Here is a 23,702-nt window from a genome sequence, read left to right on the forward strand (position 1 = left end):
TGTTATAAGTTTAAATAAAATCTTGCTATTTGAAGTTACCTCACATTTGCAATGCTGATAATATCAGAGAATACCCCTGCTGCCGTGACACTTGCTCCCGCACCATATCCTTTTATTATCATCGGATACTCGTTATATCTTTCGGTCGTTATTTGTATAATGTTGTTGCTCCCTTCCAAATCGTAGAATGGATGGTTTTGCCCAACTTCCTGAAGCCCGACTTCACAGTGTCCGTTCTCGTATTTGGCTACAAATCGCAAATGCTTGTGTTCGTTTTCCAACTTTTTGCGCCTTTCTTCAAACTCGGCATCCTGATCTCTGATCGTAGCCCAAAACTCTTCTATTGTACCGTCAAAATACTCTTGAGGTATGAATAGATTCTTCTTAACTTCTGTTTGTTCTACTCGGTAACCAGCCTCTCGGGTTAAGATAACGAGTTTTCTTATAACATCCATACCGCTGAGATCGATACGAGGGTCAGGTTCGGAAAAACCGCACTCCTTAGCCATATAGATCGCCTTGCTGAAAGGTATATCGGCGCTGATTGTATTGAATATATAATTGAGTGTTCCCGAAAGTACAGCTTCTATTTTTACTATTTTATCTCCTGAGTTTACAAGAGAGTTCATCGTATTGATTACAGGAAGCCCTGCACCTACATTTGTCTCGAAAAGGAATTTAATATTTCTCTCACGAGCTGTATTCTTTAGTTTTATGTAATTGTCATAAGCCGAAGATGCAGCTACCTTGTTGGCTGTAACCACAGAAATACTATGCGAAAGAAGATCTCCGTATATCTGGGCAACGGTTTCGCTGGCAGTACAGTCTACAAATACTGCGTTGAATATATTCATGTTGAGGATCTCGTCTCTCAGAATTTCTGGAGAGCTTGGTATTCCTTTTTCGTCCAGTTCTTCTTTGTACTTATTCAGGTTAATCCCTTCACGACAAAATAAAGCTTTCTTTCCCCGGGCAATACCCACCACATTCAGCTTGAGGCTGTATTGCTCTATCAGCTTCGGTTGTTGCTGCCTGATTTGTTCAATCAAATTTCCTCCAACTGTACCAATGCCGACAATAAAGAGATTGAGTACCTTATAGTCGGACAAGAAAAACGAGTCGTGAATAGAGTTTAAAGCCTTCCTCAGATATTTATTCTTAATAACAAAAGATATATTTACCTCCGATGCACCCTGGGCACAAGCGATGACGCTAATACCGCTCTTACCTAATGTTTCGAATAGTCGGCCGGCAATTCCCGGAGTATACTTCATATTTTCGCCAACAATAGCTACTGTAGCAAGGTCTGTCTCCAGTTGTACACGGTTGATACTTCCCAATGCTATTTCTTTTGCGAACTCTTCTTCGAGAACATGTACTGCCAGTTCGGAGTCGGCAGTGCGTACCCCAATAGACGTGCTATTCTCGGATGATGCCTGAGATACTAAGAAAACACTGATACCATTATTTGCCAGAGCCCTGAATATTCGGTAGTTTACGCCGATAATACCTACCATTCCGAGTCCAAGAACTGTTATCAGACATGTGTCGGATATGGATGATATACCTTTTATCATCGCCTTTCCTTTCTTTATATCCCCGTCGTGAGAGATATAAGTTCCGGGAGCTTCGGGCTTAAAAGTATTTTTTATGCGAATGGGTATATTCTTGTGATAGACAGGGAAAATCGTTGGCGGATAAATTATTTTTGCCCCGAAATTACAAAGTTCTGTTGCTTCGGTAAATGTTAGGTTCTCTATCACATGAGCGCCATTGATTACCTTCGGGTCGGCAGACATAAAGCCGTCAACATCAGACCATATCTCTAATATATTAGCATCGAGTGCTGAAGCAAATATGGCAGCAGTATAATCTGACCCGCCACGCCCCAGATTGGTGATCTCTCCTGTTGTTTTGCATGTAGAAATGTATCCTGCAACAAGAATCCTTTTGGATGAGTTGTCAAAAGCATCTCTTATCAATTTGCTTGACAGTTCGATATCGGGTATATGTTTTCCGAACGAAGAATCTGTTTTTATTAATTGTGTGGCATCCAGAAAATCGAGATCGGAGAATGCAACGCTTATTATCAGCGACGACAAGCGTTCGCCATAGCTCACGATCTTATCCGATGTTTTTGCCGAAAGGTCGTTGATAAGAAATACTCCTTTGAATATATTACTCAACTCTTCCAATAGTTTATTCACATCCGCCTCTAACGAGGGGCGAGCCTCTTCCGGAATATCCAGCTTGCTGACTACAGTAATATGCTGCTCGATAATTTCACGAAACTCCCGTTCGTAGGAATAATCACCGGCTGCAGCCAGATTGGATATGAGCAACAATTTATCTGTGATTCCTTTAAAAGCAGAGACAACCACAACTATAGGCTCTTCTATTGTCCCTATTATCTTTTTTACATTCGCTATATTCGTAGCGGAACCTACGGATGTTCCGCCAAACTTCATTACTTTCATTCGCTATTATGGTCTTATTTACTTTTGTTTAGAGTTGAGAACTTATCTTGGTCTATTATAATTCGTTGAAGATGTTCATTATGACTAAGTTTAGGAACTCTAATGGCTCCTTGACTAGATTTCACAGTTTTTGCTGCTTTCTTCACGCGAGAAGTTCCCGTTGTTATTTGTGCAATTGCCTCGGCAAGGAGTGGTTCTGAAGTATCACCTAATTCAGTAAGTCCACCTATCCAATCTGATAGAAGAGGGCACTGAGTTTCAACTCTATTTCCGTTGTTATCATCATAATAAGCAGACTGCATCGTATATCCTTCCTCCCATTCAGAAACCTCAGAATCAGGTGTTAAACCATTAATATATTCACCTTTCCCATTTGCATCCGTAAGTCTGGAGATAAGAGGCTGTAGCTGCCATTTAATTCTCGAATTATCAGACTTGACGGTCATGGATGCTTTATCTTTCCCTACGGTTGTTGTTCCAATTTGGAAAACTGTCATATAAGGTTTTAAGCCATGTATAATCAACTCGCTGGCTGAAGCCGTATATTCAGTAGCAATCACGTATAGACGACTAAGGCTCAGTTGCGGGATTGATGTACTCGTGCCATATACTTTATCCAGAAAATACTCATTAAGGACATCATTACCATATTTTTTTACTATAGAGTCTTGGAAATGAGTGTTGTATTTTTCTTTTGCAAATATATTACTGGTTTTTCTGTTTGGAACCAAAGCACTAGCTAAATCCATAGCAGAGGTAAGATATCCTCCGGGATTGTAGCGAAGATCAAGCACAAAGTCTGTTATTCCTTGACTGTTTAATGATCGAATGCTTTCAATTAGTTCGATGTCATATTCGTAGTTGTTTTCGTCACTTTCATCAGCACTTCTTTCAAACCCGTTATACATCAAATATCCTATTTTAGTTCCGGGTATAACTTTACTTATGAATATTGGTGATTTTTTAGACTCTGCAGCCTGAAATGTTTCCAGCTTCACTTTTTCACCTTTATTATTATATATCCACAGGGAAAGTGATGTATTTTCTTTCAGGATAGTTGAATAGTTATCGTAGTTTACATCTGTATCATTCACTTTGTATATTACCTGACCTCTTCTTAGCCCTTTTTTATATGCATCGGACTCTTCGTAAACGTACACTATAAAGAATCCTATTGAAGTATTAGTACCTCCTGTTTGGTTAAGATATGGAAAATAATTCATTGGTATATATTCAAATCCTAGGTTTGCATCAGCATATAATGCCTTTGTTTTTTTAGAAGTGTCTTCTTCTATCCAGGAGAAACGGTCACCGTCAACCTTTCCATAATTATAGAGTATACCATAAAAGAATTTTTCAGGATCTTGCGTGTAGTCGGGGGATGAAGGCAAATTTGTATTCCAGAGGTACAAACTTTTCATCTTGTTGTAAGCCCACTGGTTTGTGAGTTCGTTGTCGGTTAATTCTTTGGGAGGAGTAATCGGATCTTCCTCTTCCTTATCTCTACATGCATTGAAAGATAATAGAATTATTGCTAATAAAAATATGCTTTTTGCTTTCATAAATGACAAAATAGTTAGCCTTGGGTGGATTTTTGTCCTCGAAAGGCAGAATTTTACAAATGTATGTATTTAATGGTTTCTTACAAAATTAATTCACCTTTCCCCTGACGAATTATTTCCGGCTCATCGCTTGTGCAATCTACGACTGTAGAGCCTTCTATACCTCCAAATCCGCCATCGATAACGATATCTATCTTCTCTTGATATTTCTCGTAGATGAGTTCGGGGTCGGTCGTATATTCAACCACTTCATCTTCGTCTTTCACCGAAGTGGTAAGTATTGGGTTTCCTAGGTTACGGACAAGCTCTCTTATTATGTTGTTATCAGGAATACGTATCCCCACCGTTTTTTTGTTTTTATATATCTTCGGTAGAGATGATGTTGTATTAAGTATAAATGTAAAAGGACCCGGTAAATTCTTCTTCATCAGTTTAAAAATAGCATTATCTACTTTTGCATATTCACTGATATTGCTTAAATCATAGCAAATGATAGAAAGATTGCTCTTTGCCGGATTTATATCCTTCATCTTGCATATCTCTTCCACCGCGCGTACATTGAGCGCGTCACAGCCGATAGCATAAACTGTGTCTGTTGGGTATATAATTAGTCCGCCATCTTGCAAAACAGATACAACCCTGTCAATTTCTTTCTGATTGGGGTTTTGTTCGTATAATTTTATAAGCATGTCATCCTTTATATTTTTTTATTAAAATCAAAAGTAATGATTAATATGAAAAAACGGCCCATAAATAATTATTTATGGGCCGCTCGTCTATTTTATTGTTTTATCTGCTTATTTCTTCTCGATATAATCTTCAACAATTGCCTGAGTTAGACCCATATTAGAAAACCCTCCGTCGTGGAACAAGTTTTGCATCGTTACCATACGCGTCAAATCAGAGAACATGACAATACAGTAGTCGGCACAAGATTCTGCACTTGCATTTCCTAGAGGAGACATTTTTTCTGCAAAGTCGAAAAATGCATCCATTCCGCCAATACCTTGTCCGGCAGTAGTTAAAGTAGGCGACTGTGAAATTGTATTCACACGTACCTTCTTATCACGACCGTATATATAACCAAAGCTGCGACCGAATGACTCAAGCAATGCTTTTGCATCTGCCATATCGTTGTATCCGGTAAATGTACGCTGCGCAGCAATGTGAGTAAGAGCTACAACGGAGCCACCTTCTGCAATTGCATCCAGTTTTTTTGCTACCTGCATCATTTTGTGGAAAGAGATAGCTGAAATATCCAATGTTTTATCTAAAAATCCATAATCAAGGTCATCGTACTGTCTTCCTTTACGGAGGTTGAGCGACATACCAATTGAGTGAAGTACAAAATCAATTTTTCCGCCAAGGGCTTCCATAGACTGAACAAAGACTTGCTCAAGATCTTCTACGCTAGTTGCGTCAGCAGCAATAACCTTAGCATTCAGCTTTTCGCTCAAAGCCTTGGTCTCACCCATTCTTACAGCTATAGGAGTGTTTGACAATGTTATGATTGCACCTTGTTCTACAGCTTTCTCAGCTACTTTCCAAGCAATAGACTTCTCGTTTAATGCGCCGAAGACAATTCCTCTTTTGCCTTTTAATAAATTGTTACTCATGTTTATATCTATTTATTGATTATTAGCTACTTACAAAAATACGATGATAGCTTATAATAGTTTATCGCACAAAAATAGTAAAAATGTGCAATAATGAGATGCTATTTCATTTATTTTGTTTGATTATTTATCGTATCATCAGAATTTATAGCCTAATGTAAGGGTTGCATTACGATTGCGATACTTCATTCCATCATAGGCTGCAACGTTAAGCAATCCATGCTCATACCCTAAACCTACGACGATTTTTCCAAATTCAGCACTTACATTCAACCCCAAGCCCAAATCAAACCTTTTCAGTTGCTCGATAGCGTCTTTGGCATTTCCAAAGGTATCAAATTCTCGTTCGGTACTACCATCACCAAATACAGCTTTGTGTAATTTCTTTTTCGTTTTTCCACCTATTCCATATGCCATATAAGGTCCTGCTCCTATAACAACACCAAAGTTTTCGGAAACATTTACTTTATATGCAGCATATAAAGGCATTTGTATATATAGCTCATTGAAAGTATGAGTTGTTCCTCTACCATCACCTCCAATTGTTCTTCCGGCATCGAAATCGTCTATTTTAGACCCTTTGGCTGTGAAAGATAATCCTGACTGGATCAACCACTCTTGGGTAAGAGCATAATCTACTGTTGCTCCCACTTGGTATCCTATCTTTAATTTGGGATCAGCGTCTTTATTATCAATAGTAGCGTTAGACATATTAACCCCGGCCTTTATTCCGAATGTAAAAGGAGTTGTTTGTGCCATGGCATTTAAACCTGATAATAGAACCAATGTAAAGAAAAATAGTCTGTAATGTACTTTCATAATCTGATGTTAGTTAAGTGAAATATTTAATTTAAATGTTTTGCATTCGATTCAATAATTCTCCAGATCGATTTCCATAAAGTCTGAAACCTCTGTTTCCCATCTCTCTTTTACAAATTTTACATGCTCAGGATTATCGTTATATGTTTTATACGCTGTAGAATCGGCAAATTCCATATAAAAACAGAAGTTGAAATTCGTTTTTTTACTTACTTGACGGAATACCTGGAAATTTTTTACTTCGGGTATAGCTGTTAATATCTCTTTGCCTTCTTCCAAAAATTTAGCTGTTTTAGGATCATCTAACTCGTGTTTAAGATTAAAAACAACTACGTGTCTGATATTCGTATTCGTGCTTTCAGCTTCTTTCTTTTCTTGTTTACTCTTATCGGAGCAAGCATACAGAGGAAGGAATAGTAAAATGAGCAGAATCAAGTTTTTCATAAGCGAAGTGTTTAATAATTTAAGATATTACTAAAGTAAATAATTCTATGTAGGTCTTAATACAACCTTTTTAAAAGATCTTCTCTTTTCAATCTCTTTAATTCTTTTATGATTTGCGGACGGTAGCCTTTATCATACCAAAAGAAGAATTGACGTTGTGCCAATTTTTGTTCTTTTGTCCGTGCTGTATATATTTTTTCCAGCGTATATGGATGATAGCCTGTATAGTATATCTCTGTAGCTACGGTCATAGGAGATGGGGTGAAATCCTGTATTTGTTCCAGTTTGAACCCCAAAGGCTTCGTCGCAACGGCCAGCTCTGCCATATCTATCTCTGTACACCCGGGGTGTGAAGATATAAAATAAGGAATGAGCTGTTGCTTGAGTCCCGACTCTTTATTTATTTTCTCAAATATTTTCTGAAAAGTGTAAAACTGCTCAAAGCTCGGCTTGCGCATATAGCTGAGCACTTTGTCGGATGTATGTTCCGGAGCAACTTTAAGACGTCCTGATACGTGATTTACAATCAGTTCTTTGGTGTACTCTTCAGATATCTTATTTAGCCTATCATCTTCATTCCGATGCAGTAACATATCGTAACGTACCCCGCTACCAATAAATGATTTCTTTATCTTAGGTATTTTATCTACAGCCTTGTATATTTCTAAAAGATGAGAATGATCTACATTCAAATTCTTACATATTTTGGGATGAATACATGACGGGCGTTTACATTTTGCACAGATGTTTTCATCTTTACCTTTCATCTTATACATGTTTGCAGAAGGGCCTCCAAGGTCACTTAGGTAGCCTTTGAAATCGGGCATGTCTGTTATTTCCTTTACCTCTTTGAGTATAGATTCCTTAGATCGTGAAGCGATAAATTTACCCTGATGGGCTGATATGGTGCAAAATGCACAGCCTCCAAAACATCCACGGTGCATATTGACCGAGAATTTTATCATCTCGAAAGCCGGAATTGTCTTTCCCTTATATTTGGGATGGGGTAGGCGTGTATATGGAAGATCAAACGAAGCGTCCACCTCTTTTTCCGACATCGGAGGGTAGGGTGGGTTAATAATGACAGACTGCTCACCACATTTTTGAATGATGCGGGAAGCATTTATCATATTTGATTGTTCTTCTACAATCTTGAAGTTTTTTGCTTGGTTCAGTTTTTCTGACAAGCATTCTTCGTGTGAAAAAAGATAGATATCCTTTTCCTTTCCATCCGGCGTTTTGTCCAACAAATAAGCAGTCTGTGGAATATCTTTCAGGTCTTTTATCGATTTGCCGCTCTTTAGTTCCCCGATTATAGCTCTCAGAGGTAGCTCTCCCATTCCATATACCAACAGGTCGGCTTTGGAATCTACTAATATTGACTTATGAAGTTTATCGTCCCAATAATCATAATGTGTTACCCGGCGCAGTGATGCTTCTATCCCTCCTAGAAGGACAGGGATATCGGGGAAAATTTCTTTTAGAATATTGGTGTATACAATCGAAGGTCTATCTGGTCGCATGTCAGCTCTGCCATCGGGTGTATAAGCATCATCAGACCGTAGTCGTTTGTTTGCCGTATAATGATTGATCATCGAGTCCATTGCTCCGGCTGTTACTCCGAAGAAAAGGCGAGGCTTACCTAATTTTTTAAAATCACGCAAATCGTCCCGCCAGTTAGGTTGGGGTACGATTGCCACTTTTAGCCCCTCGGCTTCTAGAATGCGGCCGATCACAGCAGCTCCAAAAGAGGGGTGATCTATATATGCATCTCCCGAGAAAAGGATAACGTCGAGTTCATCCCATCCTCTGAGGTCAATCTCTTTTTTTGTTGTAGGTAACCAGTCAGTAAGACGATATTCTTTCATAATCAGATGCAAAGGTATTGTTTTTTTATAGTTGAGGTATTTTTAAGAATGATTCTTAACATTTTATTTATTCATCTTTATATCCCAGATAGCTTTATTTTCATTTTCTTGAAGAAAGGGAAATTGTCATCAAAAGAACACGATTCTTTCAGCTTTTATTATAGATAACATGGTCACAATAAATGAAATTTAGTATTTTAATGTTATCTATTTATTAAACATTATATCTTTGTTGTATGTTAATATTTGTAATGAAAAAAGTTTTATCCATATCATTTATCCTTGTTTTAATTCTTACGGCATGTTCTACTACCAAAAACATTCCGGACGGAAGCTATTTGTTGGATGATTTTACCATAAAGCATGATACAAAGAATGCAACTTCAGACTTGGAAGATTTTGTTCGGCAACAACCAAACACAACGCTCCCCCTTTTGGGAAAGGTAACCCTAAAAATCTACAATATAGCTGGGAGCGATTCTTCATGGATAAATAGGAATATCCGTAAACTAGGAGCACCTCCTGTAATATATAGCTCGGGGCAAACCTGGCAATCAAGGAACCAACTTCTTAAACAGTTGAATAACCAAGGATATTTGAATGCCGAGGCAGATACTATATTGAAGATAAAAGGGAAGAAAATATCTGTAACGTACGACCTTAAAGGAGGTAAACCCTATACTGTGCGTGACTATAAATATACACTTAGCGATACCACTATGACTCGCATTTTGACACGTATCCCAATGAAACCTTACATAACCTCTGGGGATATGTTTGATATGGAGCTCCTTGAGGAAGAAAGGCAAAGAGTGAATAGCATAATGCGAAATGTGGGTTATTATAACTTTTCGAAAGAATATCTCTATTTCAAAGTGGATTCTACACTCAACTCACATCAGGTAGATTTATTTCTGGATGTGTACCCTGCAAAAGATAGTTTACCTTACCCCCGTTATAAAATAAACAATGTAACGATAATATCCGGCTTAAATTCAACTGCTGATGCAAGAGGGCAAAATGATGGGTTGGTGAGTGCAAACAGGTGGTTTTTCAGGAATGCAGATACTGTGGACTATAAAGGAATAAAAATTATCAGGGGACGAAATAATTTTTTACGAAGTTCTACCATTGTTCGAAATAATTATCTGCGTAAAGGAAGCTACTTTTCAGACATGGCTCTGAATGGCACATACGAGGCATATACCAAAATGGGAGCAATAAAGCAGGCGAATATATCTGTATCTCCATCTCCGCAAGATAGCACCCATTTGCTGGATGCAACGATAGTCCTACTACCGGCTAATGCCCATTGGTTTAAGGCTGGACTTGACGGTACTAATTCGGCTGGAGATATTGGTATTGCGCCAAGTATAACATATCAACACCAGAATCTTTTTAATGGAGGAGAGCAGTTTAATATAAAACTGAAAGGAGCCTATGAATTTATTGCCGGCAAGGAGAAGAATGACTTGTTGAATCAAAACTTTTACGAGTATGGGATAGAGACCGGACTTACTTTTCCGATGTTCTTATTCCCTTGGTTGAAAAAGAGTTGGAGAGAACAGCCCTCCGCTTCTACCAGAGTTTCCGTTGGTCTTACCAATCAGCATCGTAAGGAATATACACGTCAGTTTTTCAATACCTCATTGAACTATGGTTGGTCTACATACAAAAATAGATTGCGGCACACTCTTGATCTGTTTGATATTAACTTCATGCGGATGCCTAGTATGTCTGACGATTTTAAAAAGTATCTTGACGATGACAAGAATGCCTTGCTACGAGAGAGTTATCGAGATCAGCTCGTTTCACGCATGGCATATAGCATTACGCTGGTGAATGCACGGCGATTGAATGCACTTTATCCGACATATGCTATTCGCAGTTCTATTGAATTTGCGGGAGGGTTGCCTCGATTTGTTACCACTCTGAATGGAGCAAAAGTTGATCAGGAAACAGGGCAGAAAAAGATATTGGGTGTTGCATACGCCGAATATATAAAAGGTAGTGTAGAATATTCCCGAACTTTTTATTTCTCAAAAATACATTCATTGGCTTATCGTGTCGGGCTCGGTTTAGCTCACCCTTACGGTAATTCGGATGTTTTGCCTTTCGAAAGGAGATTTTTTGCCGGTGGAGCAAATAGTATCAGAGGGTGGAGTACCCGATCTCTTGGCCCGGGATCTTATAGACGTGCTGAAAAAACAGAGAGTGATTTTGTAAATCAGACAGGAGATATGAAACTGGAGTTTAGTATAGAGAATAGATATAAGCTGACTCCTCTTTTCGAATTTGCTCAGTTTATTGATGCCGGTAATGTTTGGACTTTAAAGAATTATGAAACTCAACCCGGAGGGCAATTCCAGTTCAAGAACTTTTATAAAGAGATTGCGGTTTCGTACGGATTGGGTATTCGCTTAGATTTGAGTTTTCTGTTATTGCGTTTCGATACAGGGATGAAAGCTTATGATCCGGGGCTTTTACAGTCTGAACGATTTGTGTTGTTCAAGCCACGATTGAATCGCATGGCATGGCATTTTGGTATAGGATATCCATTCTAAATAATATATAAACAACAAAGCCAATCGTAACGGATTGGCTTTGTTGTTTATGTTCAGTCTTACGTATTAGTTATCTATTCCTTGAAATTTGAAAGGCTTGGCATCTACAAAATCTTTGATTGTATTTCCTGAATAGGAATTTCCGTTTACCAAATCCAGCATCTTTACCGGAGCTTTTTCCGAAAAATTTATGTCTTTGAAATCAACCCAAACAACATTGGGGTATAAAGTCGATTCGAAATAATACACTTTGTTCTTCTGATCCGAAACTGTTCTCCATCTTGTAGAAGAAATATTCGGCTCATTCGGTGTAGTTATGCCATAAGGAACAGAAGCGTTGCGAATAACACTAAATACACTGGCCACAGCGATACGTGTATCGTCTGTTTGAGGGATAGTGTTGATATAATAAGATGCTCTTACAAAACGGTCTGCTGCACGGTTTGTGCCGGGAAGGAATGTTAGTCCTCCAATATTTTTCCAGTAATCGTTTAATGCCAATTGCTGATCAAAAACAGGCGAATTGGTCATTACCTGATACGATCTGTCGTGGTGTATTTTCAATTCTCCGTTGATATACTCAAATATAGCATTATCGCCTGTGGCATCCGATATAGATAAGTGTAAAGTAGCCATACGAGAACCATCATGCATCATGTCGGATATGACTTCGAAATCTCTCTTCTCCATTGCTGTAACGGCTTCGCTTACTGTCCCGAAGTTGTCGAGCATATATTGCACCCAAGCGGCGATTGACAATGCAGGCTTCTTGCCGTCCCAATTCGGATACGAAGATTCAGCTAACCAAAGAAGATTGGCTACCAATCCCTTCTCATTCATGCCGTCGGTGCTACAGATATCATAGGCAGAGGCTATAACACTGCCATACTTTGAAGTCCATTTCATAGGGTTTTTGCCCACCTCGCCACTACGTTCCATTCCTCTTGGGAATATCCATAGGTTGCTACGGCTGTCCTCTTTCCAGTCCATAGAACGGGCTGTGAGGATCGTGTTGTTTGGGCCTTGATAAACAACTCGTGTACAAGCATCTATTCTGCCAAACTGAAGCGCAAGAATGAAGCTAAGAACAATACCAAACTTTTTCATAATTAGATTGAAGTTTATGAGTGAATTACTCTCTATTTAACAATTTAACTTAAATGAAAGTTTCGTATTATCCCTATTTTATCCTAGTGATCTTATGCTTTCTCTTTTTTGAACGATTTTTTTTGAGTGAATAGAAGTTATCGATCAAACTTCAACATTTCGCCTCTTACTTCGTTCACCACTCCGTTTTCGAATGCAATTTTTCCGTTCAAGAATGTTTTTTCTATCGTGGTAGACATTGTCTCACCCTCTAGTGGAGCCCATTTGCATTTATACAAAATATTATCTCGAGTAATCGTATATGGCTTATTGGGGTTTACGAGTACAAGGTCTGCAAAGTACCCTTTGCGGATGTATCCTCGTTTATATATTTGGAACATTATGGCAGGAGCATGACACATCTTATTTACAACCTGCTCTTTTGATATTTTGCCTTTTTTAGATAGTTCCAGCATCATCTGCAATGAGTGTTGAACCAATGGTCCTCCCGATGCTGCTTTCGAGGCTCCTCCTACTTTTTCTTCTATCAGATGCGGAGCGTGATCTGTTGCTATCACATCTAGCTTTCCTTTTAGCAGGCCTTGCATAAGAGCACCTCTGTCTTGCCTTGTCTTTACCGAAGGGTTCCACTTTATGCGCGTGCCGTACTTTGAATAGTCTTCGTCCGAAAACCAAAGGTGATGTACGCACACTTCTCCTGTTATTTTCTTTTCTGTAAGAGGTTTGATGTCAAACAAGCTGATTTCTTTCTCGGTGGAAAGGTGAAGAATATGCAGACGGGTCTGATACTTATCCGCTAATTCGATGGCTTCGGCAGAAGAGCGATAACATGCCTCTGCGCTACGGATGAGCGGGTGGTACTGAATTGGTATATCTTCGCCGAATTCTGCTTTATATTTTGCCAGATTTTCTCTGATGATCTCTTCTTTTTCGCAATGTGTAGCAATGAGCATATCTATTTCGGCAAAAATAGCTTGTAATACTTTCTTATCATCTACAAGCATATTGCCGGTTGACGATCCCATAAAGACTTTTACACCACACACTTCTTTTTGGTTTACCTTCTTTAGCTCGGCGAGGTTGTCGTTTGTAGCACCCATATAGAAGGAGTAGTTTGCGTAGGACTTTTGTGCGCCTATCTCAAACTTTTGTTCTAGTAATTCTATGGTTGTCGTTTGCGGGTTTGTGTTTGGCATTTCCATAAATGACGTTACTCCACCTGCTATCGCAGCACGGCTTTCGCTCGCAATATCTCCCTTGTGAGTTAGTCCCGGCTCACGAAAGTGCACCTGATCGTCTATTACTCCCGGAAGCAACCATAAGTCTTTGGCGTCTATTACTGTTGCTTTGTTGAGAATTGTTTCAGGAACTTCTTCCGATCTATATATTTCAGATATAATGTCTTTTTCTATCAATACGGAGCCTACAAATGAAGTTCCTTCGTTGATAATGGTGGCTTTATGTATTAGTATCATATTGGAGATATTTCTTGCAAAGATAAGAAAAAGGAATATTATTGAAAGGAAGTTGCAAATTACTATCAGTGAAATAAATCGTAATAGAATTTAGATTATGCGATGGAGGTAAGGGGTATGTGTATTTTATTAGCTATTCTGATTTTTCATAGTTTGGAATATAGCCTTTTGCAACTTGCGGAGTGTGATACTCATTTTTTTTTAAAGAATTTATTTATGATTAATAAAGCTCATAATATCAGTTTATTACCATTTATAAGAATGTCTTCTAGTGAAACTTATAGCATTTGCAAAATATTGATAAATGCGTGGCAATTTGATGTTTGATTATCTCATGAAAAGAGTTTATTGAAAAAAGGACTGTGCCGTTGCTCTGCAAAATCTAACAGTTTTCTGAACGTTAATACTTCTAAATGCAAATTTTCTCCTTCCGTAATTTTGAAAAATGAGCCAAATGGTGTCTTTTTCCATCCTTTTCTAAGATTATATTCTTCTAAACTTTTAGGTATAACATCAACCACGATATAGCCAAACTTAGGGGTCGTTTGTTTTACAATAACCTGCTTCCCTTTATAATTCCGTTTGTCTTCTGTATATAAAAAATCATCAAAATATTTTTCAACCAACTCTGAGAACTCCCAACGATAATCAGTTTTTCTTTTTTGATGAGCAGTTTCTCCTGGTCTTTTAAATTCAAAAATAACCATGGAGGACACCTCTCCTGCATTGCTTGCTCCAAAGCAAATTGGATTGTCAAACATTAATAAATCAGGTTCTTTCCTGCTCTTTTTCTGGGAAACTGATGTTATAGATTTATCTGATGCAATAAAATGATAATTTACAAATCTTTCATCTAATAACCACAGATTATGTGCTTCGTATGACGCTTCACTATTAAATATTCCCATCGGAAATATCAAATTATGGATATCTTCTTCTAATTTATAATCACCACCTTCATCTGCTTCTAAGAATTTATCAAATAGATTGATTACTGCTTTTCTTCGTATCATATAGTCTGCTAAGCTATCTGAATCATAAGCTGTTTTCTCTTTTATTTGTTCTTTAATATCTTCAATACTTGCTTCTGAAATATTTTTATTAGCAACAAAATTTTGGATATTTTTTTCAAGTCTTCTACGTTCATCATATGATATTTTGTATAGATATTCTTCTTTTTTATCATCAGATAAACCAAAAGGAATTGATTTTATTAATGACTCATTTTTGAGCAAACTTCTATAACGAGGAGCAGAATTTATAACATAATCTTCTATTTCTTTAATGTTTTTTGTTTTTGCATCTTTAATGAAATCACTATACTCTTCTTCTAAAATAGAAGACAAAATTTGTTCTATTTCTTGAAAAGATGGCTGATTATCTCCAAATATATTGTTTCCTCTCTCCATAGGTATTTTAAACCCATTTCTTGTGCGATATGCAGTTTTATCAAGATAATCAGATACAACATATACATCAATAAAATATGAGTTTCCATTCACTGTTAGAGGAAAGCTGAATAAGCTATTTACATTTGCTATGTTTCGACCATTATTGACAACTCTTGAATTGGCACAGTAGTGTATATAGTGATTTTTTCGATTCCTACCCTTCAATGTTTTTAGGATGTATGCCTTGAATGAATAATTGTCAATTGTAAAATCTCTTTCTCTTTCTTTCGATACCTTATCAAACAATTCATTAATAACTTCTCCTTTAATTTCTTCACCGTCAATATCTAACAACTCTATCCGAGGGAAATCATTGCACAGATAATATATAAGACAATGATTCATTATTGAAGTAGATATTTCTTCTAACGTTTTGGCTGTTTTTTCTTTTATAACAGGATTAAAACAACCAATTAAACTAACAGATGTCTTATTTTCCTTTAATTTAGATTCTTCAATAGTTTTTTTTACAATTTCATTGCAGGCATCAAATTCAAAGCTCCTATCCATCCACTTCCCATTTTCAAAAAAGTTGCTCTCTACTTTGATTTTCTCAAATGCAGCTAATGCAGTAAAGCGACCAACGCCTTTACATCCAAAAGATTTATTTACTTTACTAAATGGAGTTTCAAATGATTGAAAATTTTCCTCATTAAATCCTTGTCCGTTATCTGTTACGACAATATCTTTTATCATTTTAGACCCCGTGATATCAGGTTCTGTAGGTAAGGCACCTCGTATTATTTTTATCTGAATTTTTCTTTCACCAAGAGGTATATTGCCTTTCTTTAACGCAATGATAGAATTTACGACACATTCATAAAGTGGCAGAAGTGCGTCATTTGGAGTTAGGTCAACAGATTCAACAATATTTTCAACAGGTACTTCCATTACATTTATATAATTTTATGTGTTTTCAAAGTTAGCACATTACCTTTAATTTCATATTATAGATAAAGAAATATACTATTTATACCTTTCATAGCACCTCATCACTTGTATCATTCCAAACATACAGCTTTTACGAGTTCTGAAACCATTATCATTTAACGTTGAGGTTATCTCATTCCATGTTTTACTATTACATAGAGGCACCATAAAAGATACAAAAAAAAAGAGATTAGAGTAATTACAAACTACCCTAATCTCTTTTTTATTTGTTTTTATAACCTTTTACAACGTGTGGAGCTTAATACTCATCCTCGTTAAAAAAGAAATCTTCTTTGCTTGGATAATCAGGCCAGATGTCTTCGATGGTATCAAAGATTTCATCTTCATCCTCAATTTCCTGTAGATTTTCTATTACTTCAAGAGGTGCACCCGAACGTTGGGCATAGTCAATCAACTCCTCTTTTGTTGCAGGCCATGGTGCATCTTCTAGTTTAGATGCCAATTCTAGTGTCCAGTACATAATATTTTTATTTATTTTTATTTTTTGCCAGTTTGCTTATATTTTCCGCAAAAATATAACAATATTTCTTATATCAAAGCCTGATTCCAAAATATTTCATTTCCTTTCTTATTGCTCTCTTTTCTAGCGAGTAAGAAAAAGTAGTCGGAGAGCCTGTTTATGAACATTAAGACCAGATCATCCACCGGATATTCTTCCTTCACTTTGTATACGCAACGCTCAGCACGTCGGCAAACGGTACGGCAGATATGTGCCCGTGCAGCCGATTCGCTTCCTCCCGGTAAGACAAATTGCCTCAACTGAGGTAGCTCGCTATCCATCCTGTCCATTTCATTCTCGAGGGTGGCTATATCTTTGTCTGTAATGATGCTGGCTGCTTTGGGTGGCATGGCTTCTGTCTCCGTTGCCAGATAAGATCCTACAGTAAACAACTTATGCTGAATAAAAGATAATATTTTCAAGTCGTGCTCATCTTCTATCTTTTCTGTAAGAAACCCGACAAACGAATTGAGCTCATCCGTCGTACCATATGCATCAAGCCTCACATGAGCCTTTATCACACGTTTACCTCCTACAAGGGAAGTTGTTCCTTTGTCTCCGGTTTTCGTATATATGCCACTTTTCTTCATTTTCGTTTAGTTTAAAAACTGATTTTATATTCCCATCGGTAAAGAGTATTGTCAAAAAATACAATACCAATGTTGAATAAGTCCAGTATTACTGTTCTGCTATCCATGCTTGCGATGCATTTCCATAACGCTTGGTTGCGTCTATTTGTTCTTATGCCTCTTACAATTATAAATGTTTTTTCGTGACAAATATCATCCAAGTATCTACAAACATCTGATGGTAAGAGACTATAGTTGTTTAAATCGATAAGAATACAGTCTTGCTTTTCTTGTAGTTCGGGTAGCTGTGGATTCGTCAATAACTCTATATTTCTGTTCCATTCACTGTATAAACGTTTGGCAATACTATATTTTCTCTCGCTTGTTTCTATACTTATACACTTTGTATTGCTCGATGGTGCCGTCATACAAAGTGTATTCACTCCATATCCTGCACCTATTTCGAGTATTCTCTCTGCATTGAAATAATTAACCAATCGAAATAAAAGTAAGTTGTACTTCTTCAAGTGCAAAAAAACATAAGGATCTATAATGGTTCTTATATCATCATAGATATGATAAGGTGTTTTTTCTTCAATTACTTTATTTATCAGGTTGAAAACAAAGGGAGAATGTATACCATGACCTCTATGATGGCGTATCTTATAAAGTATTTTTAACCCTGCTTTCGAGAGCTTGTATATGCGTGGCATATCAGAATAGCTTGACGTAATAGGTTAACTTACCGTAAATAACTCTGTTTGCCGATCTGGAAAAGTAGTCGGCCTTGCTGCTTTTATAAATATCTCCTAATCCGAAAGAGTATCTTCCTTCCAAAGCAAAATTACCGATACCCGTACGGAATTCTAGTCCGAGACCTGCCATTAAGGCATAATCGATTTTATTCTCAGCCATACGATAATATTGGTTGGTTTCGAATGACGGAGAAACTCCGCTAGCCAAATAGTTTTCGAGTTTGTCGTTTATTTTCTCACTGTCACTTATCAGAAATCCAATTTTAGGTCCCAGATTGAAAAAGAAGCGTACTTTGTTTCCGAAGTAGATATGCGTGAGTACGGGTAATTCAAAATAATTTAATTGGTGAGAATGTTCAAAACCTAAATTTGCAAATGCGTCATTCTTGCTGAAATTTTGTTCCCAACCTTCCTGACTATAGTTGAGCTCAGCAATGATACCGATGTTTTTTTCAGAGATGTATCGTATAGCTATACCTCCGTGATACTGCATCTGGTTTTTTGTCGAAATGCGCATCTTGTTGGCGTTTTCAGAGTTTGGGACGGATTGAAAATCCACAGATGAAAATGTGGGTCCGAATCCTACGCCTATGTTCCACTCAGGTTTGAAGTCTTTATTTTGTCCATACATAAATGAACCAAAAATAAAAGGTAGAAGCAATAATAATAAATATCTATTTACCATTTAATCAGTGATATCTATTTTTTCGAGACTGGAATTATCTTTATAGTGGATAAAGTATATACCGTTGTTTACATACCCTCCATTTTTTTCATTTACTTTTTCGAAGTAAATGCAAGACTGTAATGTAGGTACATTTATTTTGGATATATTATCTTCGAAAGAACTTCCATACTGTTTTAGTGCAGTTAAGAAGTAAAGACCTGTATCATATCCAAGATATCCCCATTTAGGGAACGAGTTAATCAGATTCTTATTGTACCACTGTTTGTAGTCATCCGCAAAGTTTTGCACAGCATTTTGCTGTTCGTTGAGGAAGAATATACTGTAAATGTACGCATCATATTTATGGAGATTTTCTACCTGACTGTTATACACCTGCCATTCGGGATAACCAAAGAGGCTGAACGAGGTATCATTCGAAACATTCAGCACTGCTGTTATTCTTCTTAATGTTGCTTCGGAAGAAGATGTCGGTACGATTATATTGTTTGTAGCATTTGTAGCAGCTTTGAGGTCTTCGCCCAAATTGCTCGATTTTGTGATTGTCTTTGATGGAATTCCCGCCTTGCTGAGGCTTTTCTTTAGATCGTTTACAAAATCTATTTTATCATTATTTGAGCCATCTTCCGACACGAAGATTATATTGTAATTTCTGAATCTTTTTACAAAAGCAGAAGTCACTTCAGGATACAATGATGAATGCGATGACGTCATTTGGAATAGCAGAGGTGTGCCTGTAATCTCGCTCGAAGAGCCAAAAGGTATCACATACTTTATGCCTGTTTTCTTAGAGAATTTGACTAAGGCGTCTATCTGTTGTTTCGATACTCCTCCTATAATGAGGTGCATGTTTTTCATCTCATTTGTTTCCAAGAGGCTTTCAAGTCTTTTGGTGTTTTTTTCAGAACCAGTATCGAATGTATATATCTCAGCATTCAGTCCCTTGCTTTTCAGGTCTTTCACTGCCAGTAAGAACCCTTCGTAGTACTCGGCAAGCTTGTCTTTCGATATACTTCCGCTGTTGTCTGTGAATGGCAAGAGAATACCTACTCTTACGGTTTCGCCTTTCGTAGCACGAGGAGCTTCGCTTTTTCGGGTGTTGTTTGTTTGCGATAAGTTGTTTTTAGATGTGGCTTCACCGGTAGGTATGATTATTGTCATACCGTTTCTTAATCCCTCTGTTCTGAGTGATGGATTGGCATCCAATAAAGCTTCAACGCTTACATTGTTTGCTTTTCCAATGCTATATAGTGTTTCTTTCTTTTGTACCTTATATTCTTTGTTTGACCTGCTTGCAGCTTGTCCGGCATAGTTTGAAGTAGAAGAGCTTCCTCCAAACATCGGAATTCGGATGGTCTTACCTATGCTGAAAGTACTTTCAGTAAGTCCGGGGTTTGCATTTTTCAGGTCATCTACCGATATTTTATAGAGGCGTGAAACCGAAAACAGCGTCTCTTTTGCTTCTATCAGGTGGTTGCTGTAACTTGCTACGGCTTTCGCTTTCGATAGCAGAAGTTTGTCACCAGCTTTAATGCCTTGTTCGGCCTTGGGGTTCAACTTATATATTTGCTGTACGGAAGTATTATGTGCGGCAGCAATAGAATATACAGTCTCTCCTTTGGCTACAGTATAAGTGGTAATTTCATCCTTCGGTGTTTGAGTAACGGAAATTGATGTATTATATGCATACGAAAGGCTTGAATGACAAGCTATCAGTATGAATGATAAAAATAATATAAGCTTCAATTTCATTTCTAAATATTGTTATATGGTTAATCGCAAAAGTACAAAAAAATGAATGTTATCTTGTTATTTCCTGTCGTGATGTTTATTATGAATTAATTTTCTAACATTTATTAGGCTTCAGGGTTGCTTGTAGAAGCGTTTCTACAACGGTTCTAATTTTTGTATAGTTCTTTAAAGTTTAATTATTTATATTTTTCCCAAAGTCCCGAATATACAATCTCCCGGCAGTTATCTATAAATTCAGACATATTGTCTTCATTCAAATCTTTTGTCGAGATCGGCTCGTGTATTATCAGTTCCAGTTTACAAGGGTTCAGGAAATATGTATTTATTTTCATCAGGTCGTAAGGTCCGTTTACGGTTACAGGAACAATCTCCAGATTCATTTCTTTGGCAATAATGAAAGCCCCCCTTTTAAATCGTCCCATCTTACCTGTTTTTGTGCGTGCACCTTCGGGAAAGATCACCATCGATGACCCTTCTTTCAATTCAGCTTCAGCCTTTACTATCGTATCTTTCATCGATTTGAGGTTGGACTGATCTACGAATACATGCCCTGCAATCTCGGATGCTTTTCCTACAAAAGGAAGTTTACGCAGTTCTTGTTTTTGAACCCATTTTATATTTTGATTCAGATACCCGTAGATCAGGAATATATCGAAAGCCCCTTGGTGGTTTGGTACGAATATATATGATTTGTTTGGATCCAGTTTCCCGTTTCTGACAACATTTATTTTACACAGAGCAAGTCTGCAAGCAAGTTTAGACCAATATTTCGGAGGATAGTACCCCCAGAAAGTCCTGTTGCCGACAAGACATCCGATCATGACGGTTACGGCCGTGACAATAGTAGCTAAGATGAAGATAGGAGCAAAAATAAATAGCTCATAGAGGAATAGAACAATTTTTTTCATACTCAAAATATTCCGTTTGTAATACAAAAATACATTATTTAATTTGAATACATTTTTCATCATGAGTAGTTAATCCTATTTATTTAAGAATATAAATGCAAAATTCTTGTTATCTTTGATTTAGGAAAGAGGAAAATAACAGATGGATTTTAAATTAACTTCAAATTATAGCCCAACAGGAGACCAGCCGGCTGCGATAGCTGCTTTATCCGAAGGGGTTTTACAAAATATTCCGTTTCAAACATTGTTGGGAGTCACCGGCTCAGGAAAAACATTTACGGTAGCTAATGTTATTCAAAATGTAGACAAGCCCACCTTGGTGTTAAGCCATAATAAGACACTTGCCGCACAGTTGTATAGTGAGTTTAAGACATTCTTTCCCGATAATGCGGTCGAATACTTTGTTTCATATTATGACTATTATCAGCCGGAAGCATATATTCCGTCTACGAATACCTACATAGAGAAAGATTTATCTATCAACGATGAGATAGAAAAGTTGCGACTGGCGACTACAACGTCTCTCTTATCGGGTCGTCGTGATATAATTGTTGTATCTTCTGTGTCTTGCCTGTATGGCATGGGGAACCCCGAAGACTTTGAAAGCTCTACAATTAGTTTAAAGGTGGGACAGAAAATTGTGCGTGATGTTTTTCTCCGATCATTGGTTAGCGCTCTGTATTCACGAAACGAAGTCGATCCCAAAGCCGGTAATTTTCGTGTAAAGGGCGATACAGTGGATGTTTTCCTTGCTTATGGAGATCCTATTGTGAGGGTTGTTTTTTGGGGAGATGAGATAGAGAGTATAGAATGTCTCGATCCACTCACCGGAATAAAGATCGATAGCTATAATGATTTTAGGATTTATCCTGCAAACCTATTCGTAACCACCAAAGACCGTATGGATAGGGCAATTGGGGAAATTGAGATAGATCTGGGACGTCAAGTAGATTTCTTTCAATCGATAGGAAAACCGTTGGAAGCTAAACGCCTTTATGAACGAGTAACTTATGATCTGGAAATGATCCGTGAAGTAGGACATTGCTCGGGTATAGAGAACTATTCGCGTTATTTTGATAATCGAAAACCGGGTACACGTCCATTCTGCTTGCTGGATTTCTTCCCAGATGATTTTCTTTTAGTAGTTGACGAAAGTCACGTGACGATTCCCCAAATACGGGCTATGTATGGAGGAGACCACTCCCGAAAGGAGAACTTGGTTGAATATGGTTTTCGTCTTCCTGCAGCTTTAGATAATAGGCCATTGAAGTTTGAAGAGTTTGAATCTCTTGTACCACAAACCATTTATGTGAGCGCAACGCCTGCCGATTACGAGCTGTTAAAATCAGAAGGGGTAATTGTCGAACAATTGATTCGTCCCACTGGTCTTTTAGACCCTCCGATTGATGTACGTCCGAGTTTAAATCAGATTGATGATCTGATGGAAGAAATACAAATGCGTGTTGAGCAGAATGAGCGTACACTTGTAACAACTCTTACAAAACGTATGGCCGAAGAATTGACGAATTATTTGTCAAACAACGGAATAAGCTGTAGCTACATACATTCCGACGTGGATACCCTCGATCGTATTCAGATTATGGATAGCTTGCGAACGGGAGAATTTGATGTACTTGTAGGTGTCAACCTTCTGCGTGAAGGGCTTGACTTACCCGAAGTTTCGCTTGTTGCAATCTTGGATGCTGACAAAGAAGGTTTTTTACGTTCACATAGATCTCTCACTCAGACAGTAGGTCGTGCTGCCCGTAATGTAAATGGAAAGGTCATTTTCTATGCCGATAAGATTACGGATAGTATGGCAAAGACTATCAATGAAACCAATCGCCGACGAGAGAAGCAGATGGCATATAACGAGGAGCATGGTATTGTACCTAAACAAATACAGAAAGCCCGCACGTCCGTCTTTACGCAGCGTAAGGAGGAAGAATTAGCTATTCCTCAGCCATACAGTCAAGATAGTATACTTTCTATAGCTTCGGAAGACCAGATGCAGTATATGAGTGCAGAGGAACTAAAGAAAGCTATTGCAAAAGCAAAAAAGCAAATGTCTGCGGCTGCTAAAAAACTCGAATTTCTTGAAGCTGCTCAATACCGTGATCAGGTGATTAAATTAGAAGATGAATTAAAAAGCAAAGGGAAGTGATCAGCTTCCTTTTTTCTTTTGTATTTCCGCCGCTTA

18 protein-coding genes are annotated in these 23,702 nt (G+C 37.6%); 2 read left to right on the top strand and 16 right to left on the bottom strand.

Going from position 1 to position 23,702, the window contains the following annotated elements; all coding sequences use genetic code 11:
* Positions 1–35: 35 nt before the first annotated feature.
* The 7 genes from thrA to B3P17_RS07660 all read right to left on the bottom strand — a co-directional run bounded on the left by thrA (position 36) and on the right by B3P17_RS07660 (position 8,786).
* The gene (gene thrA / locus B3P17_RS07630) at positions 36–2,477 is read right to left on the bottom strand and encodes a bifunctional aspartate kinase/homoserine dehydrogenase I (RefSeq protein WP_252637811.1); all 2,442 of its coding nucleotides are present in this window, start codon (positions 2,475–2,477) and stop codon (positions 36–38) included.
* Positions 2,478–2,491: 14 nt separating this feature from the next.
* The gene (locus tag B3P17_RS07635; protein ID WP_252637810.1) at positions 2,492–4,039 is read right to left on the bottom strand and encodes a S41 family peptidase; all 1,548 of its coding nucleotides are present in this window, start codon (positions 4,037–4,039) and stop codon (positions 2,492–2,494) included.
* 80 nt (positions 4,040–4,119) lie between these two features.
* Positions 4,120–4,728, bottom strand: a complete 609-nt coding sequence (locus tag B3P17_RS07640) for an L-threonylcarbamoyladenylate synthase (RefSeq protein WP_252637809.1) — start codon at positions 4,726–4,728, stop codon at positions 4,120–4,122.
* Between the two features lie 108 nt (positions 4,729–4,836).
* Entirely contained in the window at positions 4,837–5,655 is an 819-nt protein-coding gene (locus B3P17_RS07645) for an enoyl-ACP reductase FabI (RefSeq protein WP_006841656.1), read from the bottom strand.
* 138 nt (positions 5,656–5,793) lie between these two features.
* Positions 5,794–6,474 carry a porin family protein gene (locus B3P17_RS07650; RefSeq protein WP_252637808.1) on the bottom strand — a complete coding sequence of 227 codons (681 nt, stop codon included), beginning with the start codon at positions 6,472–6,474 and terminating at the stop codon, positions 5,794–5,796.
* Positions 6,475–6,525: 51 nt separating this feature from the next.
* Entirely contained in the window at positions 6,526–6,918 is a 393-nt protein-coding gene (locus tag B3P17_RS07655) for a Dabb family protein (RefSeq protein ID WP_252637807.1), read from the bottom strand.
* Between the two features lie 56 nt (positions 6,919–6,974).
* Positions 6,975–8,786: a YgiQ family radical SAM protein gene (locus B3P17_RS07660; protein ID WP_252637806.1), complete on the bottom strand. Its 1,812-nt coding sequence runs from the start codon at positions 8,784–8,786 to the stop codon at positions 6,975–6,977.
* Between the two features lie 251 nt (positions 8,787–9,037).
* Between B3P17_RS07660 and B3P17_RS07665 the strand changes: the two genes are divergently transcribed.
* Entirely contained in the window at positions 9,038–11,350 is a 2,313-nt protein-coding gene (locus B3P17_RS07665; RefSeq protein WP_252637805.1) for a BamA/TamA family outer membrane protein, read from the top strand.
* Between the two features lie 66 nt (positions 11,351–11,416).
* On the opposite strand, the gene B3P17_RS07670 is transcribed toward B3P17_RS07665, so the two are convergent.
* The 9 genes from B3P17_RS07670 to B3P17_RS07710 form a co-directional block, all read right to left on the bottom strand.
* Positions 11,417–12,457, bottom strand: coding sequence for a linear amide C-N hydrolase (locus B3P17_RS07670; RefSeq protein WP_252637804.1), 1,041 nt, complete (start codon positions 12,455–12,457; stop codon positions 11,417–11,419).
* Positions 12,458–12,594: 137 nt separating this feature from the next.
* Positions 12,595–13,932, bottom strand: coding sequence for a dihydroorotase (locus B3P17_RS07675; RefSeq protein ID WP_252637803.1), 1,338 nt, complete (start codon positions 13,930–13,932; stop codon positions 12,595–12,597).
* 332 nt (positions 13,933–14,264) lie between these two features.
* The gene (locus B3P17_RS07680; RefSeq protein WP_252637802.1) at positions 14,265–16,274 is read right to left on the bottom strand and encodes a hypothetical protein; all 2,010 of its coding nucleotides are present in this window, start codon (positions 16,272–16,274) and stop codon (positions 14,265–14,267) included.
* A 298-nt stretch (positions 16,275–16,572) separates the two neighbouring features.
* Positions 16,573–16,794: a DUF2795 domain-containing protein gene (locus B3P17_RS07685; RefSeq protein ID WP_006800744.1), complete on the bottom strand. Its 222-nt coding sequence runs from the start codon at positions 16,792–16,794 to the stop codon at positions 16,573–16,575.
* 68 nt (positions 16,795–16,862) lie between these two features.
* Complete coding sequence (locus tag B3P17_RS07690) at positions 16,863–17,423, bottom strand: cob(I)yrinic acid a,c-diamide adenosyltransferase (protein ID WP_006841663.1); 561 nt, start codon at positions 17,421–17,423, stop codon at positions 16,863–16,865.
* An 11-nt stretch (positions 17,424–17,434) separates the two neighbouring features.
* Entirely contained in the window at positions 17,435–18,115 is a 681-nt protein-coding gene (locus tag B3P17_RS07695; protein ID WP_252637801.1) for a class I SAM-dependent methyltransferase, read from the bottom strand.
* Position 18,116: 1 nt separating this feature from the next.
* Positions 18,117–18,842 carry a porin family protein gene (locus B3P17_RS07700; RefSeq protein ID WP_252637800.1) on the bottom strand — a complete coding sequence of 242 codons (726 nt, stop codon included), beginning with the start codon at positions 18,840–18,842 and terminating at the stop codon, positions 18,117–18,119.
* Positions 18,843–20,594 carry an amino acid ABC transporter substrate-binding protein gene (locus B3P17_RS07705; RefSeq protein ID WP_252637799.1) on the bottom strand — a complete coding sequence of 584 codons (1,752 nt, stop codon included), beginning with the start codon at positions 20,592–20,594 and terminating at the stop codon, positions 18,843–18,845.
* A gap of 176 nt (positions 20,595–20,770) precedes the next feature.
* Positions 20,771–21,502, bottom strand: coding sequence for a lysophospholipid acyltransferase family protein (locus tag B3P17_RS07710; RefSeq protein WP_252637798.1), 732 nt, complete (start codon positions 21,500–21,502; stop codon positions 20,771–20,773).
* A gap of 142 nt (positions 21,503–21,644) precedes the next feature.
* Between B3P17_RS07710 and uvrB the strand changes: the two genes are divergently transcribed.
* Positions 21,645–23,666 (top strand): excinuclease ABC subunit UvrB, encoded by a 2,022-nt coding sequence (gene uvrB / locus B3P17_RS07715; protein ID WP_252637797.1) that lies wholly within the window; start codon positions 21,645–21,647, stop codon positions 23,664–23,666.
* The last annotated feature ends 36 nt before the right edge of the window (positions 23,667–23,702 follow it).

Source organism: Dysgonomonas sp. UBA7630, from assembly GCF_002483985.1.
Classification (GTDB): domain Bacteria; phylum Bacteroidota; class Bacteroidia; order Bacteroidales; family Dysgonomonadaceae; genus Dysgonomonas.